This window comes from Amycolatopsis sp. NPDC006131, assembly GCF_040614175.1.
Taxonomy (GTDB): Bacteria; Actinomycetota; Actinomycetes; order Mycobacteriales; family Pseudonocardiaceae; genus Amycolatopsis_E; species Amycolatopsis_E tucumanensis.
In genome coordinates this window covers 75,531-91,007 of sequence record NZ_JBEXTX010000016.1, presented here as the reverse complement: position 1 = coordinate 91,007, position 15,477 = coordinate 75,531, and the positions used below count along the sequence as shown (strand labels likewise).

At 70.9% G+C, this 15,477-nt stretch carries 16 protein-coding genes and 1 tRNA gene; 10 read left to right on the top strand and 7 right to left on the bottom strand.

The window, feature by feature from the left end; all coding sequences use genetic code 11:
* The first annotated feature begins 372 nt into the window (after nucleotides 1-372).
* Complete coding sequence (locus ABZ215_RS11895; RefSeq protein WP_027936205.1) at nucleotides 373-879, top strand: hypothetical protein; 507 nt, start codon at nucleotides 373-375, stop codon at nucleotides 877-879.
* Nucleotides 880-941: 62 nt separating this feature from the next.
* On the opposite strand, the gene ABZ215_RS11890 is transcribed toward ABZ215_RS11895, so the two are convergent.
* A complete protein-coding gene (locus tag ABZ215_RS11890; protein WP_354949480.1) occupies nucleotides 942-1,988 on the bottom strand; it encodes an alpha/beta hydrolase in 1,047 nt (348 codons plus the stop codon).
* A 125-nt stretch (nucleotides 1,989-2,113) separates the two neighbouring features.
* On the opposite strand from ABZ215_RS11890, the gene ABZ215_RS11885 reads away from it, so the two are divergent.
* The 4 genes from ABZ215_RS11885 to ABZ215_RS11870 all read left to right on the top strand — a co-directional run bounded on the left by ABZ215_RS11885 (nucleotide 2,114) and on the right by ABZ215_RS11870 (nucleotide 5,105).
* Complete coding sequence (locus ABZ215_RS11885) at nucleotides 2,114-2,656, top strand: NADPH-dependent FMN reductase (protein WP_020420305.1); 543 nt, start codon at nucleotides 2,114-2,116, stop codon at nucleotides 2,654-2,656.
* 65 nt (nucleotides 2,657-2,721) lie between these two features.
* Nucleotides 2,722-3,141, top strand: coding sequence for an organic hydroperoxide resistance protein (locus ABZ215_RS11880; protein ID WP_020420306.1), 420 nt, complete (start codon nucleotides 2,722-2,724; stop codon nucleotides 3,139-3,141).
* Nucleotides 3,142-3,172: 31 nt separating this feature from the next.
* A complete protein-coding gene (locus tag ABZ215_RS11875) occupies nucleotides 3,173-3,649 on the top strand; it encodes a DNA starvation/stationary phase protection protein (RefSeq protein ID WP_017985518.1) in 477 nt (158 codons plus the stop codon).
* Nucleotides 3,650-3,713: 64 nt separating this feature from the next.
* A complete protein-coding gene (locus ABZ215_RS11870) occupies nucleotides 3,714-5,105 on the top strand; it encodes a glutamate decarboxylase (RefSeq protein WP_354949479.1) in 1,392 nt (463 codons plus the stop codon).
* Here the strand turns inward: ABZ215_RS11870 and ABZ215_RS11865 are convergent.
* Nucleotides 5,102-6,931, bottom strand: a complete 1,830-nt coding sequence (locus tag ABZ215_RS11865; protein ID WP_354949478.1) for a prolyl oligopeptidase family serine peptidase — start codon at nucleotides 6,929-6,931, stop codon at nucleotides 5,102-5,104. The genes ABZ215_RS11870 and ABZ215_RS11865 overlap by 4 nt on opposite strands.
* A gap of 38 nt (nucleotides 6,932-6,969) precedes the next feature.
* Between ABZ215_RS11865 and ABZ215_RS11860 the strand changes: the two genes are divergently transcribed.
* A complete protein-coding gene (locus ABZ215_RS11860) occupies nucleotides 6,970-7,716 on the top strand; it encodes a methyltransferase domain-containing protein (RefSeq protein ID WP_354949477.1) in 747 nt (248 codons plus the stop codon).
* 444 nt (nucleotides 7,717-8,160) lie between these two features.
* On the opposite strand, the gene ABZ215_RS11855 is transcribed toward ABZ215_RS11860, so the two are convergent.
* The 3 genes from ABZ215_RS11855 to ABZ215_RS11845 form a co-directional block, all read right to left on the bottom strand.
* Nucleotides 8,161-8,234 (bottom strand) — tRNA-Pro (locus tag ABZ215_RS11855).
* A 29-nt stretch (nucleotides 8,235-8,263) separates the two neighbouring features.
* The gene (locus ABZ215_RS11850) at nucleotides 8,264-9,235 is read right to left on the bottom strand and encodes a metallophosphoesterase (protein ID WP_020420310.1); all 972 of its coding nucleotides are present in this window, start codon (nucleotides 9,233-9,235) and stop codon (nucleotides 8,264-8,266) included.
* 61 nt (nucleotides 9,236-9,296) lie between these two features.
* Complete coding sequence (locus tag ABZ215_RS11845) at nucleotides 9,297-11,459, bottom strand: transglycosylase domain-containing protein (RefSeq protein WP_020420311.1); 2,163 nt, start codon at nucleotides 11,457-11,459, stop codon at nucleotides 9,297-9,299.
* A gap of 212 nt (nucleotides 11,460-11,671) precedes the next feature.
* Here ABZ215_RS11845 and ABZ215_RS11840 point away from each other — a divergent pair, with 212 nt between their 5' ends.
* Entirely contained in the window at nucleotides 11,672-11,959 is a 288-nt protein-coding gene (locus ABZ215_RS11840; protein ID WP_020420312.1) for a WhiB family transcriptional regulator, read from the top strand.
* Here the strand turns inward: ABZ215_RS11840 and ABZ215_RS11835 are convergent.
* Together ABZ215_RS11835 and ABZ215_RS11830 are read right to left on the bottom strand one after the other, a co-directional pair.
* Nucleotides 11,956-13,071 (bottom strand): ArsA family ATPase, encoded by a 1,116-nt coding sequence (locus tag ABZ215_RS11835; RefSeq protein ID WP_354949476.1) that lies wholly within the window; start codon nucleotides 13,069-13,071, stop codon nucleotides 11,956-11,958. The two genes, ABZ215_RS11840 and ABZ215_RS11835, sit on opposite strands and share 4 nt — an antisense overlap.
* A complete protein-coding gene (locus ABZ215_RS11830; RefSeq protein WP_017985510.1) occupies nucleotides 13,071-14,075 on the bottom strand; it encodes an ArsA-related P-loop ATPase in 1,005 nt (334 codons plus the stop codon). The genes ABZ215_RS11835 and ABZ215_RS11830 overlap by 1 nt, the downstream gene beginning before the upstream one ends.
* A gap of 72 nt (nucleotides 14,076-14,147) precedes the next feature.
* Between ABZ215_RS11830 and ABZ215_RS11825 the strand changes: the two genes are divergently transcribed.
* The 3 genes from ABZ215_RS11825 (at nucleotide 14,148) to ABZ215_RS11815 (ending at nucleotide 15,470) form a co-directional block, all read left to right on the top strand.
* The gene (locus ABZ215_RS11825) at nucleotides 14,148-14,309 is read left to right on the top strand and encodes a DUF4177 domain-containing protein (RefSeq protein ID WP_017985509.1); all 162 of its coding nucleotides are present in this window, start codon (nucleotides 14,148-14,150) and stop codon (nucleotides 14,307-14,309) included.
* A gap of 85 nt (nucleotides 14,310-14,394) precedes the next feature.
* Complete coding sequence (locus ABZ215_RS11820; protein WP_017985508.1) at nucleotides 14,395-14,850, top strand: RidA family protein; 456 nt, start codon at nucleotides 14,395-14,397, stop codon at nucleotides 14,848-14,850.
* Nucleotides 14,850-15,470, top strand: a complete 621-nt coding sequence (locus tag ABZ215_RS11815; protein WP_017985507.1) for a hypothetical protein — start codon at nucleotides 14,850-14,852, stop codon at nucleotides 15,468-15,470. Before ABZ215_RS11820 ends, ABZ215_RS11815 begins: the two co-directional genes overlap by 1 nt.
* Nucleotides 15,471-15,477 lie beyond the last annotated feature (7 nt).

Sequence of the window (15,477 nt, the reverse complement as noted above, 5' to 3'; positions counted from 1 at the left end):
GGCGGGAAAGCGTGCCTTGACCCCGCTGATCGGCGACTAAAGATCGGCTGTGGATCGGGGGCGGGGGAGGTCTGGTTGGGGTAGTCGCTTGCTTTTCGTTGCCGGGCGGCGGTTGTGGGGGTGTGCTTGGAATGCATCTGGTTGAGTGAGTTTGGGGTGCGTGCGGATGACGTGGTCACGCTGCGCGATCCCGGTCGTCAAGATCTTGATCAACGGGCGAAGGCCTTGTTCATCAGATGCGGGTCTCAAGTCCGCAATCGAATTCGCCACGTGAGCGTTGGAAACCGTCGTCTTCGGGTGCCGAGTGGTGGGAGATCAACACGGCGGGTACGCATTTTCCTGACAGGTCCACCGAGGCCAGGAGGTAGGGAGATGTTAGGCAAATTCGCCCGGATCATCGCTGTGGCGGTGGCCGGCAGCGTGCTGGCGGTGTCCGGGGCAGGCGTCGCCGCGGCTGGGGGCAAGGGGACGTCCAGCACGCAGGCCGCCGCGGAACAGGTCCTCCAGCTGCGTGACCAGCTCGCCAGGGCGGCCTACGCCGGAGACGTGCCGGCCACCCAGCGTTCGCTCGGCCAGATGAGCCCGGTGCTCGGCGACCTCGCCGCGGGGCAGAAGTACACCATCCAGTCCGACGCGCAACAGGCCGCCGCCACCGGCAACGACTACGCCGCCGAGGCGAGCCGCATCCTGGCCGATCCCTCGAAGGCGGGCGAGGTCCGCCAGTTGCCTCCGGTGCCGGACATCCCGGACCTGCCGCCGCCGCTGAACATCGTCAGCAACCTGCTCAAGAACCTGCTCAAGACAGTGACGGGCCTGCTCGCGTCGCTGCTCGGCTCCGCTCCGCCGCTCCCGGTTCCGGTGCCGGTTCCGGTGGCCTGACAAGCAATCCGGCAGGGGGGACCGGGATCCGATGTGGACGTCCACATCGGATCCCGGTCTTTTTACGCCCGCAGTCCGACTCGCAGCGCGCCGGCCGCCTCCGAGGTCGCCTCCCGGAACCGCCTGCCGACGCCGAGGAAGTTGACGTAACCGTGGATCAGGTCGCGCTGGCGGCTCAACGTGACCGGCACACCCGCGTCCCGCAGCTTGGCCGCGTACTCCTCGCCCTCGTCGCGCAACGGGTCGAACCCGGCGGTGGCGATGTAGGCAGGCGGCAGCCCGGTGAAGTCCTCGGTGAGCAGCGGCGACAACCGCGGATCGGTGCGGTCCACGCCCGCCGGCGCGTAGTGGTCGATGAACCACGTCATGTCGGTGTCGGTGAGGAAGAAGCCGCTGCCGAAGATGTCCCGCGACCGGCGCCGCGTGCTCGCGTCCACGCCGGGGTAGAGCAGCAGCTGGAACGCCGGCGCCGGGCCGCCTCGCGCGGTCGTCACCTGGGCGGTCACCGCCGAGAGGTTGCCGCCCGCGCTGTCCCCGCCCACCGCGATCCGGTCCGGGTCCACGCCCAGGTCGGCCGCCTTCGCGTGGGCGTAGTCGAACGCGGCGACGGCGTCCTCGGGCGCCGCCGGGAACGGGTGCTCGGGCGCGAGCCGGTACTCGACCGACAACACCCGCACGCCCGCGTGCTTGGCGAAGTAACGCGCGGTGTTGTCGTGGCTCGCGCGGCTGCCCACCACCCAGCCGCCGCCGTGGAAGAACACCAGCAGCGGCGACGGCGACGGCAGCCCGTCCGGCACGTAGAGCGTCGCCGGGAGCGGGCCGTGCTCGGCCGGGATCACGATCTCCTGCGTGCGCACCGGCTCGATCGGCTTGCCGCTGACCAGGGGGCCCGAGTCGATGATCCGCTGTCGCGCGACTTCTGGCGTGCCCGCGCTCATGGTGACCCGGTTCAGCTGCTGGAGCCGGAGCAGCAGCTGGGCGTCCAGCGCCAGCTCCTGCCCGTCCAGCCGGATCGGCCGCCCGGCGATCAACCGGCGCAGGGGCTCCGGGAGCCCGAAGATCAGTTGAGCCGCGACGGCTTCGGCGCGGCTCCGCAGTGAGGTCGCCATGGGGACAGAGGTTACTCACGGGTAGGCGAGTTGGGTAGGTGTGACGGCCGCCTCCGTCCCAAATGCTGGTCCTCCACTTAGGTGGAGGGGTTAGCCTCGAACGCGTGACTAGTGCGGCGGTCAACGTGGTCGGTATCGGCGGTTCCCTGCGCCCGGGCTCCCAGTCCGAGCGCGCCATGCGCATCGCGCTGGACAGCGCGGCCGCGGCCGGGGCCGAAACGCTCGCCCTGACCGGCGACGACCTGGTGCTGCCGTTCTACGACTCCGCGATCACCGAGCGCACCCCCCAGGCGGTGCGCCTGGTCGAGGCGATCCGCCGGGCCGACGGGCTGGTCATCGTCTCGCCCGGCTACCACGGCGCGTTGTCCGGGCTGATCAAGAACGCCCTGGACTACGTGGAGGACCTGCGGCCCGACGAGCGCCCCTACCTGGACGGCCGCGCGGTCGGGCTCGCCGCGGTCGCCTACGGCTGGCAGGCCGCGGTGACCACCCTCGACCAGCTGCGCACCATCACCCACGCCCTGCGCGGGTGGCCGACGCCACTCGGCGGGTCGATCAACTCCGCCGAGGTCAAGTTCGACGAGGTCGGCGGCGCTTCCGAGGAGAAGGCCGTGCGGACGCTGCAGCTGATCGGGCGGCAGGTCGTGGACTTCGCCCGCCGCCGCTAGAGGATTCGTCCTCCCGGCCACGGGGTATCCACCCGCTGACACCTGCCGTCGGCGGAGGAGAACACGTGGAACCGGTCTACACAGCGGTCGCGACCGCCCGCGGTGACGGTCGGAACGGGGAGGTCACCTCCTCCGACGGCGTCATCGACGAACGCCTGGCCGTGCCGAAGGAGATGGGCGGGCCGGGCGGCGAGATGACCAACCCGGAGCAGCTGTTCGCCGCGGGCTACGCCGCCTGCTTCCACAGCGCCCTGCAGCTCGTGGCGCGCAAGGCCGACGTGGGGGTGGACTCCTCCGCCGTCACCGCCGAGGTCGGCATCGGCCGCAACGGCGACGGCCTGGAACTGGCCGTCAAGCTCGTGGCCCACCTGCCCGGCCTGGAGCAGGACAAGGCGGGCGAACTTGCGGCGCAGGCCCACCAGGTGTGTCCTTATTCTCGCGCCACCAGGGGAAACATCCAGGTCGAGATCACCGCGACGACCTGACCAAGAGTTGTCGACAAGGAGGATTTTTTCGATGGCGAACGCACCCATCCAGAGCCCGCTCAGCCCGGCTGACAAGGAAATCACCGGTAACGCGCTGCAGGCCGCGCTGGTCGACCTGGTCGACCTGTCGCTGATCGCCAAGCAGGCGCACTGGAACGTCGTCGGGTCGAACTTCCGCAGCGTCCACCTCCAGCTCGACGAGCTCGTGAGCACCGCGCGGAACTACGTCGACGAGGTCGCGGAGCGGGCCAACGCGATCGGCATCTCGCCGAACGGCAAGGCCAAGACGGTCGTGGAGAGCTCCGGCCTGCCCGACTACCCGGACAACTGGCAGAGCGTCGAGTCCACGATCGAGAACATCGTGGCGATCCTCGCCGACCTGATCCAGCGCATGCGCAAGCGCATCGACGAGACGGACAAGAGCGACCTGGTCACCCAGGACCTGTTCATCGAGATCACGCACGAGCTGGAGAAGGCCCACTGGATGTGGCAGGCGCAGACCGCCTGACCCGAATTCGCGAACGGGCCCCGGAATGCGCTCCGGGGCCCGTTTTCCGGGCTAGATTCGGCTCATGGTGCTGCACGCGGGTGAGCAGGGAGCCGACGACCGGCCGGGCGGGAGCAACCCGCTGCACGCGGTGACGAATCCGGCGCTGGCGGCGACCTACACGCCGCCCCGCAGCCGGCTGAACGACGAGACCCTGCCCGCCGACACCGCGCTGCAGGTGGTGCGGGACGAGCTGATGCTCGACGGGAACGCGCGGCTCAACCTGGCGACGTTCGTCACCACGTGGATGGAGCCGCAGGCGCGCGAGCTGATCGCCGACTGCGCCGACAAGAACATGATCGACAAGGACGAGTACCCGCAGACCGCGGAGCTCGAGCGCCGTTGCGTGAGCATCCTGGCCGACCTGTGGCACGCGCCGGACCCGGAGGCCGTCATGGGCTGCTCCACGACCGGCTCGTCCGAGGCGTGCATGCTCGCCGGGATGGCGCTCAAGCGGCGCTGGAGCAAGCTGGGCCGGACCGGCAGGCCGAACCTGGTGATGGGCGCGAACGTCCAGGTCTGCTGGGAGAAGTTCTGCGAGTACTGGGAGGTCGAGCCGCGGCTGGTGCCGATGGAGGGCGACCGCTTCCACCTCACCGCCGAGGAGGCCGTCACGCGCTGCGATGAGAACACGATCGGCGTGGTCGCGATCCTCGGCTCCACCTTCGACGGCAGCTACGAGCCGGTCGCGGAGATCGCCGCCGCGCTGGACCGGGTGCAGTCCGAGCGCGGCTGGGACATCCCGGTGCACGTAGACGGCGCGTCCGGGGCGATGATCGCGCCGTTCCTCGACGCGGACCTGGAGTGGGACTTCCGCCTGCCCCGGGTCGCCTCGATCAACACCTCCGGGCACAAGTACGGACTGGTCTACCCCGGCGTCGGCTGGGTGCTGTGGCGGGACCGCGACGCACTGCCGTCCGAGCTGGTGTTCAACGTCAACTACCTGGGCGGCGACATGCCGACGTTCGCGCTCAACTTCTCCCGGCCGGGCGCCCAGGTGGCGGCGCAGTACTACAACTTCGTCCGCCTCGGCCGCGAGGGCTTCCGGGTCGTGCAGCAGGCCTGCCGGGACGTGGCGACCCGGCTGGCCGACCGGATCGCCGGGCTCGGGCCGTTCGAGCTGCTCACCCGCGGCGACCAGCTGCCGGTGTTCGCGTTCACCACCCGTGACGACGTGACCGGCTTCGACGTGTTCGACGTGTCGCGGCGGCTCCGGGAACGCGGCTGGCTCGTGCCCGCCTACACGTTCCCGGAGAACCGCACCGACCTCGCCGTGCTGCGGATCGTCTGCCGCAACGGCTTCACACACGACCTGGCCGACCTGCTGGTCGAGGACCTGCAGCGGGTCCTGCCCGAACTCGCCGAGCAGGACCGGCCACAGCACAAGCCCGCCACCAGCACGGCCTTCCACCACTAGGCCAGGCCGACCGCCTTCATCGCGAAGTGCACCTCGGCCGCGGTCTGCTTGATCGTCTCGGCGATCACCAGCGAACCGTGGCCCGCGTCGTAGCGGTAGAACTCGTACGGCAGGTCCCGCTTGGCCAGCCGCTCCAGGTAGTTCTCGATCTGCCGGATCGGGCAGCGCGGGTCGTTGTCGCCGGCCAGCACCAGCAGCGGCGCCTTCACCGCGTCCACGTACGTGAGCGGCGAGCACTCCTGGTACACGGCGGGCACGTCCTCCGGCGACCCGCCGAACAGCGCCCGGTCGAACTGGCGCAGCTGCTCCATCTCGTCCTCGTAGGCGGCGACGTAGTCGGCCACCGGCACGCTCGCCACCCCGGCCGCCCACCGGTCCGGCTGGGTGCCCACGGCGAGCAGTGTCAGGTAGCCGCCCCAGGAAGCGCCGGAGACGACCATCCGCGCCGGGTCGCTCAGGCCACTGGAGACGGCCCAGTCGTACACCGCGGCGACGTCCTCCAGTTCGGTCAGGCCGGGGCGGCCCTCGATCGCGTCGCGCCAGGCCGAGCCGTAGCCGGTCGAGCCGCGGTAGTTGACCTCGACGACGGCGAACCCGGCGTCCAGCCACACCGCGCGGTAGGCGGAGAAGCGGTCCTCGTCGGCCGCGTGCGGGCCGCCGTGCAGGGTGAACACCGTGGGCAGCGGCCCGTCCGGCGCGTTCAGCGGGCGGGCGACCAGCGCGTGGATGCGGCCGCCCGCGCCCTCGACGAACGCGTCGGTGACCGGCGCCGAACCGGGCGCGGGGTCGCCGGGCGGGGTGAGCAGCACGGTGTCGGCGCCGTCGGTCGCGCGGGCCCTGATGACGGCCGGCTCGGCGGCGCTGGACCAGGAGTACTCGATCGTGCCGTCCGGGCGGACCCCGGCGCCGCCGATGCGCCCGGGAGGCGTGTCCACAGCGGACAGTTCGCCGGTGGTCAGGTCGTAGCGGTACAGGCTGCTGCGGGCCTCGTGGAAGTGCACGACGAGCAGCGCGTCGGCCTTCGGGTACCAGGTGGCGACGACCTCGCCGGGCAGGCCGAGGTCCAGCTCGCGCTCGGTGTCCGCGGCGACGTCCCAGATCAGCAGCTCCTCGCGGCCGCGGCGCTCGTGCAGGACGAGCAGCCGCTGGTCGCCGGCGACGGGCGAGAACTCCAGCGGCGTGAGGCCCTTGCCCTCGCCGTCCCACTTGTCGGCGACGGTGTTGAAGCCCGTGGTGTCCAGGACGCGGACCGCGGGGTGGCGGGAGTCGCCGTGCTCGGCGTGCGAGATCGCGAGCAGCGTCTCGTCGCGGGACAGCGCGGCGATGCCGGCGTCCTGCTCATGGGAGTAGAAGCGGGTGGTCTGCCCGTCGCGGGTGGCGAACAGCTCGCTGCCGTCGTCGGTGGAGACGCCGCTGGCGACGATGCGGTGGCCGATCTCCAGCCCGGCCGGGTACCCGGCGTGCACGTCGGGCAGGGCGGGCTCGGCGGGGCCGCCGTCGAAGGGCTGGCGCATCCAGGTGCCGAACTCGTCGCCGTCGGTGTCGTTGAACCACCAGATGGCGCTGCCGTCGGGCGAGGTGGTGGCGTGCAGGGTGCCGTTGGGGCGGTCGGTGACCTGGCGGTGCTCGCCGGTGGCGCGGTCCCAGGAGTAGACCTCCCAGACGCCGCTGGCGTTGGAGACGTAGATGTTGCGGTGCGGCGCGTCGAGGGACCAGTCCGGCACCGACACGCGCGGGGCGTGGAACCGCGCGCGCCAGCGGGCCTCGGCCTCGGGGTCGTCGAAGAGGCGGTCGGGGATGTTCGCGGGCGGGTGCTGAGTGGTCACCCCTCGATCCTGCCAGCTCCTGCCCGTACCGTGTGCGTGTGCTGGAGGGATACGCGCCCGGGTTCGAGCAGGACGCGCTGTCGGTCATGGCGTCACGCACCGCAGCCGACCGTGCCGAATACGTGTTGCGACTGCTGCGGCCGGGCATGCGGGTGCTCGACGTGGGGTGCGGACCCGGCACGATCACCGCGGGCTTCGCGACGATCGCCGGACGGGGCAACGTGCTGGGCGTGGACCGCGAGCCGGGCCAGTTCCCGGAATCGTCCAAAGTGGAGTTCGTGGCCGGGGACGTGTACGCGTTGCCGGTGGCGGACGAGAGCGTGGACCTGGTGTTCGCGCACGCGTTGTTCGAACACCTGGCCCGTCCCGTGGACGCGCTGGCGGAGATCCGCCGGGTCCTGCGCCCCGGCGGGACGGTCGCGCTGTCCACTTCGGACTGGTCGCGCGCCCGCCTGCGCCCCGGCACCGCGAACGTGGCCGCGGCCTTACGCGGTCACTACCTGTTGAGACGGCGAGCCGGCGGCGACCCGTTCGCCGGCAAGCACGTCGCGTCGTGGGTGGCTTCCGCCGGCTTCCGCGACATCCGCACGCACGGCCGTTTCCGCTCGGACATGAGCTACCGGCAGCTGGCGCGTTACGTGGAGGCCCGCCTGGACGCCGCCCTGAGCGCCTCCCCGCTGGAGCGGGACCAACTGGCATCCGCCGCACGCTCAGCCTGGGCCTGGTCGCACGGCGGCGACGGCGAATTCGCGCAGTACTGGGTTGAGCTTTTGGCGGTCAAGTAGCCGCTACGCGGGTTCGTGGAGGGCGCCGGCTTCGCTCCGCTACGCCCCGGCACCCCCACCTGCCCCGATCTCGATTGTTCGGTTGGCGGGGCGTCGCGTCAAGGCGGGAAAGCGTGCCTTGACCCGACACCCCACCAACCGAAGAAGGCTGGGGATCGGGTCCGGAGGGGGTGTGGTTGGTGGAGTGGGCCCAGCCACGCACACGGCCGCCGGTTCTCGACGCCCGGAAGGCGACTTTGAAGGTTCCCGCAGCTTCGGGCGCGGATGTCGCCCCGCGACACGCGCCACACGCGACGCGCGGCACCCGATCTCCCCGCGCTTCGCCGCGGGGGGTCCAGGGGGCTTGCCCCCTGGCGGGGGTCTGGGGGTTCGACCCCCAGAGAACACAAAGGAAGATCCCCTGTCCGCCTTATTTCGGCGGACAGGGGATCTCCGGATCTTCCGTCGGGGTGGCGGGATTTGAACCCACGACCTCCTCGACCCGAACGAGGCACGCTACCAAGCTGCGCCACACCCCGATGTACTGCTTAGCGGGTCGAAGAAGAGTTTAGCGGATGGCGCGGGGGGATTTGCGGGGGGTGGCCTTCGTTGTGTTCGCCGTGGTCCGGCCGCGTTCTACCAGGGTCAACAGCGTCGCTTCGGGTGGGCAGGCGAAGCGGGCCGGGGCGTAGGGGGAGGTGCCCAGCCCGGCGGAGACGTGGAGCCACATGTGGGCGCCCCAGCGGGAGGCGCCTCGCGCGCGGCTGCGGTCCAGCTCACAGTTGGTGACGAGGGCGCCGATGCCGGGGATGCGGAGCTGGCCGCCGTGGGTGTGGCCGGCCAGGACGAGGTCGTAGCCGTCGGCGGCGAAGGGGTCGAGGATGCGTGGTTCGGGCGAGTGGGTGACGCCGAGGCGGAGGGTGGCGGGTTCGGCGGGGCCGGCGATCTCGCCGTAGCGGTCGCGGCGGAGGTGGGGGTCGTCGAGGCCGGCGGCGAACACCGTCTGCCCGGCGACGGTGAGGGTGTGCCGGACGTGGGTGAGGTCCTGCCAGCCGTGTTCCAGGAAGGCGGCCCGCAGGTCGCGCCACGGGAGTTTCCGGCCGTGGATGCGCTTCTTCTTGCCGCGGGGCATGAGGTAGCGGGCGGGGTTCTTGGGTTTGGGCGCGTAGTAGTCGTTGCTGCCGAACACGAACAGGCCGGGCCGTTCGAGGAGGGGGCCGAGGGCGCGCAGGACGGCGGGCACGGCTTTGGGGTGGGCGAGGTTGTCGCCGGTGTTGACGACCAGGTCGGGTTCGAGCCGGTCGAGCGCGGCGACCCAGCGTTGTTTGGCCTGCTGCCCGGGGAGCATGTGCAGGTCGGAGATGTGCAGGACGCGCATCGGCTGGGCGCCGGGCGCCAGTACGGGCAGCTCGGCGGTGCGGAGCACGTAGTGCCGCCGCTCGATGCCGGAGGCGTACCCGAACGCGGCGGCCCCGAGAGCGACCGTCCCGGCGGCGAGGCGTTTGGCTGTCAGCTTCTGGCTGTCACGGACCGTGCTCACGCAGCCCAGGATACGGGTCGGCGGGGCGCCCCGGGCACCGGCGAGTGCCCGGGGCGGTGCGTCAGCGGACCCGTTCGTAGCGCGGGTCGGACGGCGGTAGCGGCAGGATCGGGTCGTTGGGCCCGAGGATCTTGCTCACCGCGCCGAACCAGGTGCGCGCCGGGGTTTTGCCACCGAACATGTTGCCTTCGCCGCAGGTGTAGACGTTGCCGGGACCGCCGTCGCAGAGGCCGCCGCTGCCGCCTTCCGGCCGGAAGACCATCGCGGCGCCGGCGAGCTGCGGGGTGCCGCCGATGAAGGCCGCGGAGCCGTTGCTCTGGGTGGTTCCGGTCTTGCCGATCATCGGCCGGTTCCAGCCGACCTGGGCGGCCGCCGCCGCGGCGGTGCCGCCGGGCAGGTCGTCCTTGCTCATGCCCTGGGCCAGGCTGTTGGCCGCGGCCTCGTCCATGACCCGCTCGCACGGCTGCTCGCTGATCGGGATGGGCTTGCCGTCGCGGTCCTGCACCTGCGCGATCGGCGTCGGCGGGCACCACACGCCGCCGCTGAGGATGGTCGCCGCGACGTTCGCCATTTCCAGGTTGCTGGTCGCGGACACGCCGAGGGTGAACGAACCCTGGCCCGGCGATTTGTCCGTCGGCCCGAAGAACGCGGTCTGCGTCTTGTTCTCACCGGCGTTCTTCGACTCCGGCTTCACCGCGCCACCACCGAGGTTCCGCGACATCGTCTCGCGCAGGCCGAGCTTGCTCGCCATGTCGGTGATGGGGCCCATGCCGGTGCGTTCCTCGAGGATGACGAACGCGGTGTTGGGCGAGGTCTGCAGCGCCTGCTGCAGCGTCATCGTGCGCGTGCCGCCCTCGTAGTCGGTGGCGTTGCCCAGGCAGTACGCATAAGTCCCTTGCGCCACGAGCGGGCACCGCCCCCTGGCGCCACCGGTGAACACATTGGACACGTAGAAGTTCGGCACCTCGATGGTGTCGTAGATGCCCATCACGCGGTTCTGGATGGCCGCCGCCGAGGTGAAGATCTTGTAGCTCGACCCGGCGCCGCCGGTGTTGTAGACGCCCGACGGCAGCGCGTACGTCGTCTGGCCCGCGCTGGCGTCCGTGCCGTAGTCGCGGTTCGCGGCCAGTGCGACCACCTCGTGCCGGTTCTTGCCCGGCCGCACCAGGGACAGCACGTTCGCCACGTTCTTCTGCGTCTTGCTGACCTGCGTTTGCGCGGACATCTTCGCCTCGTGGTTGGCGCGCTGGTCCATCGTCGTGCGGATGGTGTAGCCGCCGGTGTAGAGGTCGTCCTTGTCCATGCCGTGCGACAGCAGGTAGTCCTCGACGTATTGGCAGAAGAACCCGTTCTCCGGCCCGGCGCCGACGCAGTTGGACGCGGGCTTGGACGGGCCGCCCGGCACGACGCCCAGCGGCTCGGTCTTCATCCGCTCGGCGTCCGCCTTGGACAGCTTCAGGTTGTCCACCATGCGGTCCAGCACCAGGTTGCGGCGCTCGGTGGCGCGGTCCGGGTGGCTCCACGGGTCGTAGAACGGCGGGTTGTTGACCATGCCGGCGAGCAGCGCGGCCTGGGTGACCGACAGCTTGTCCGCGGTGGTGTTGAAGTACGCCTGCGCGGCCGCCCCGACGCCGTAGATCTTGCGCGAGAACTCGACGACGTTGAGGTAGCTGGTGAGGATCTGGTCCTTGCTCATCTGGTTCTCGAGCTGGATCGCGATCCGCGCTTCCTTCAGCTTGCGGGCGATCGACTGCTCCTGGGCCTTCTGCTGGCCGACCGGGTCGTCCCGGTAGATCACGTTGATGAGGTAGTTCTTCACGTACTGCTGGGTGAGCGTCGAGGCGCCCTGGGTGTCGCCGCCCGCGCTGTTGCTCAGCGCGGCGCGCAGCGTGCCCTTCCAGTCCACGCCGTGGTGCTCGTAGAACCGCCGGTCCTCGGTGGAGACCAGGGCCCATTTCATGGCCTCGTTGATCTCGTCACTGGCGGTGGGGATGCGGTACTGGTCGTACAGCGTGGCGATCTGGTTGCCCGCCGAATCGGTGATCGTCGTGACCAGCGGCGGCGGGACGTTCGCGAGTTCGGCGGACATGCTGTCGACCGTTTCGCTCGCCCTGTTGGAGGCCACCCCCGCGGCGCCGACCACGGGGAACAGCACCCCGGCGACGAGGATTCCCGCGAGCAGGCACAGGCCGAGCAGTTTGAACAGACCATCCGTCTTGCGCACATTGCCAGAGTAGTGGGAACCGGCGTCACCCCGCCGCGCCGCGTCGCCTGAATACCACGGGAACGCCGGGCTCGCGACGTATTCCGGTAACGAATTTCCATCGGGCTCTTGGCGGCGGGAACCGTCGGCCTCTACAGTCCGTCAACGTCTCACGTAGTGCGGAGCCGGGGAGGCTCCGGGTGAGCAGGCACATCACGAGGGGAGCTTGGGGGATGGAATCCACACCACAGAGCTGGCGCGTCCGCGCCCTCTGCCGGGACGCGGATCCGGATGAGCTGTTCGTGCGGGGAGCGGACCAGAACCGGGCGAAACTGGTCTGCATGGGGTGCCCGGTGCGCACCGAATGCCTCGCCGAGGCGCTGGACAACCGCATCAGCTTCGGCATCTGGGGAGGGATGACCGAACGGGAACGCCGAGCCCTGCTGCGACGGCGCCCCGAGGTGGAATCCTGGTCGGAGCTGCTGGATTCCGCGCGGAAGGACTTCGTGGAGGCGTCTTAAGACGCCAGCCGTTCGCCGATTTCCCGGAGTCCGCCGAGGTCGTGCACGTCGCTGGGGAGCGCGGGCACCTCGACGAGGGGGACTCCGGGATGCGCGCGCGTGAAGCGCGCCAGCAGCCGCTTCTCGCGTTCCGCCAGCGCCACCCGGTCGGCGTGCAGTTGCAGCACCGCGGTGGCCAGCGGGGCGGTCGACTCCAGCTTCTCGGCCGCGGACAGCGCCGCCGTCGCCGAGAGGTCCGCCAGCACCGGGTGGGTCCGGTTCGCGACCAGCCCGGCCAGCGGCATGCTCTCACCACCCAGCCGCTCGACGAAGTAGCTCGCCTCGCGCAGGGCGTCCGGTTCCGGCGCGGCCACCACCAGGAACGACGTGCCCTCCGAGCGCAGCAGCTCCGCGGTCTTTCGGGCGCGTTCCCGGAACCCGCCGAACATGCTGTCGAAGGCCTGCATGAACGCCGACGCGTCGGCGAGCAGCTGGCCGCCGATGATCGTCGACACGGCCTTCGCGAAGATCGAAAACCCGGTGCTGACCACCTTCCGCAGACCCCAGCCGCCGGCCTTCGCCGGCCCGGTCAGCAGCCGGATCATGCGCCCGTCGAGCGCGCTGGACAGCCGGTTCGGCGCGTCCAGGAAGTCCAGCGCGGACCGGCTCGGCGGGGTGTCCACGACGATCAGGTCCCACTCGTCGGTGGCCGCGAGCTGGCCCAGCTTCTCCATCGCCATGTACTCCTGCGTGCCGGAGAACGACGTGGAAATGGTCTGGTAGAAGGGGTTCGCGAGCAGCGCTTCGGCGCGTTCCGGACCGGCGTGGGTGCGCACCATGTCGTCGAAGGTGCGCCGCATGTCGAGCATCATCGCCCACAGCTCGCCCTTGGGCTCGAAGCCGGCGACCGACACCTGCCGCGGGTGGTTGCCCAGCTCCCGCAGCCCGAGCGCCTGCGCCAGCCGCCGCGCCGGGTCGATCGTGAGCACCACCGTCTGGCGGCCGCGCTCGGCCGCGCGCAACGCCAGCGCCGCGGCGGTGGTGGTCTTGCCCACCCCGCCGGAACCGCAGCACACGACGATCCGCGTCGTCGGGTCGTCGATCAGCGCGTCGACGTCGAGCCGCTCGGTCATCAGCGCACCCCTTGGTCGGTCAGCGACTCCGCGAGGTCGTACAGCGCGGCGAGGTCGATGCCGCCGGACTCCTCCGGCAGCTCCAGCGTCGGCAGGTCCGCCTCGGCGAGCTGCTCCCGCGCCCGCTGCTCGGCGGCGAGCCGGATCGCGTGCTCGACGGTCTCCGCGACCAGCGCGTCCATCGTGGCGTCCGGCAGTTCGAGCCCGGCCGAGGCCAGCCCGCTGCGCACCCGCGAGGCGTCCACCCGCCCGTCCGCGGCCGGCGAGATCGACCGGGCGGGCAGCCGCGGCGGCCGCACCCGGTTGACCAGCACGGCGCCCGGCCGCAGGTCGGCGCCGTCCAGCTCGGCCACCGCCTCCACGGTCTCGCGCACCGGCATCTCCTCCAGGAGGGTCACCAGGTGCACGACCGTCTCCTCGGAGTGCAGCAGCCGCACCACGCCCTCGGCCTGGCCGCGGATCGGGCCCGCCTTCGCCAGGTCGGTCAGCGCCTTGGTGACGTCGAGGAACTTGACCACGCGACCGGTCGGCGGCGCGTCGACCACGACCGCGTCGTAGACGTGCCTGCCGTCCGGGCCGGTCCGCCCGACGCACTCCTTGATCTTGCCGGTGAGCAGCACGTCCCGCAGGCCCGGCGCGAGCGTGGTGGCGAACTCGATCGCCCCCATCCGGCGCAGCGTCCGGCCCGCAAAGCCCAGGTTGTAGAACATCTCGAAGTACTCGAGCAGCGCCGCTTCCACGTCGATGTGCAGCGCCCGCAGCTCACCGCCGCCGGGCACCGCCGCGATCCGCTGCTCCGCGTACGGCAGCGGCTCGGTGTCGAAGAGCTGGGCGAACCCCTGCCTGCCCTCGACCTCGACCAGCAGCACCCGGCGTCCGTGGCTGGCCAGCGCGATCCCGAGTGCCGCGGCCATGGTCGTCTTGCCGGTGCCGCCCTTGCCGGTGACGAAGTGCAACCGGGCGCGGGCGAGCTCGTCGGTCCATCCGGCCAGGGGTGTGCTCACACGATCCAGCGTAAGCCAGCGATCACGCTGCCGCCGCGAGGAGAGCTTCCCATCACCACTAGATTGGCCCCCATGAGCGCCACGAAGTGGGAGTACGCCACGGTTCCGCTGCTGATCCACGCGACCAAGCAGATCCTCGACCAGTGGGGCGAGGACGGCTGGGAGCTGGTCACCGTGCTGCCGAACCCGAGCGGGGAGCAGCACGTCGCCTACCTCAAGCGGGCCAAGGCATGAGGGAGCTTGCGACCGAATCATCGAGCACCATGCTCGCCGACGTGGTGATACTGCCGCGGCTTGCCGCGTCCGGAGAGGAGGCGGCATGAGCTGGGGCGACCGCCTGGCCGAACTGGGGATCGAGCTGCCGGGCGTCGCCGCGCCGGTGGCCGCCTACGTGCCTGCCGTGCGCAGCGGGTCGATGGTCTACACGTCGGGCCAGCTGCCGTTCGTCGGGGGCGAGCTCGCCGCGACCGGCAAGGTCGGGGCCGAGGTCAGCCCGGAGGAGGCCAAGCGCCACGCCCGGACGGCGGCGCTGAACGCGATCGCGGCGGTGGACGCGCTCGTCGGTCTCGAGTCGATCGTCCGGATCGTGAAGGTCGTCGGGTTCGTCGCGTCCGCGGAGGGCTTCACCGGTCAGCCCGCCGTGATCAACGGCGCGTCGGAGCTCTTCGGCGAGATTTTCGGCGACGCGGGCGCGCACGCCCGCTCGGCGGTGGGTGTGGCCGAGCTGCCGCTGGGGGCACCGGTCGAGGTCGAACTGATTGTCGAGGTGAGCTGATGGACCCGGACATCGAGGCCGCGTGCCACGAGCTGTTGCTGCGGCTGGCCGGGCGGATGCCCGACCGGCTGCTGTGGCGCTACCGGGACTGGCTGGGCGAGGGCGCGATGTCGACCTTGGCTCGAACGTTGCCGCGCACGTTGCTCAAGCACAACATCGATCTCGACCAGCCGGAGTATCGCCTGCTCGTGGCGGGCCTCGTGCCCCACGGCGCGGACTGGCACCAGGTGAGTTCGACCCTGGGGGTGGACGAGGTCGGCGAGAACCGGTACACATTCACCCCGAGTGCACCCGATCAGGTGAACTCGGTTGACTCGGTGTCCGCGCTGGTCCACGCCACCCTGCGGGGTCGGCCGGACGTCGGCGAGGTGCGGCAGAGCTGGCGTCAGCGCACGGGGGAGGAATCCAAGCGCGTGCTGTTGATCACGGCCCTGTCGGGGCTGCCGAGGCTGACCGGGGAGCTGCAGCGGGTCCTGCGGGTGCTGGGGGACGAGGAACCCAGCGTCGAGGTGATGCCGCCGCGGTTCGAGCTGCCGGAGTACCACCAGGCCGCACTGGCGAGCTCCGAGCTCGTCTGCGTCGGTGCGGTGGACACCGGGAACCGGCTCGTCGCCGCGTAACGGCACT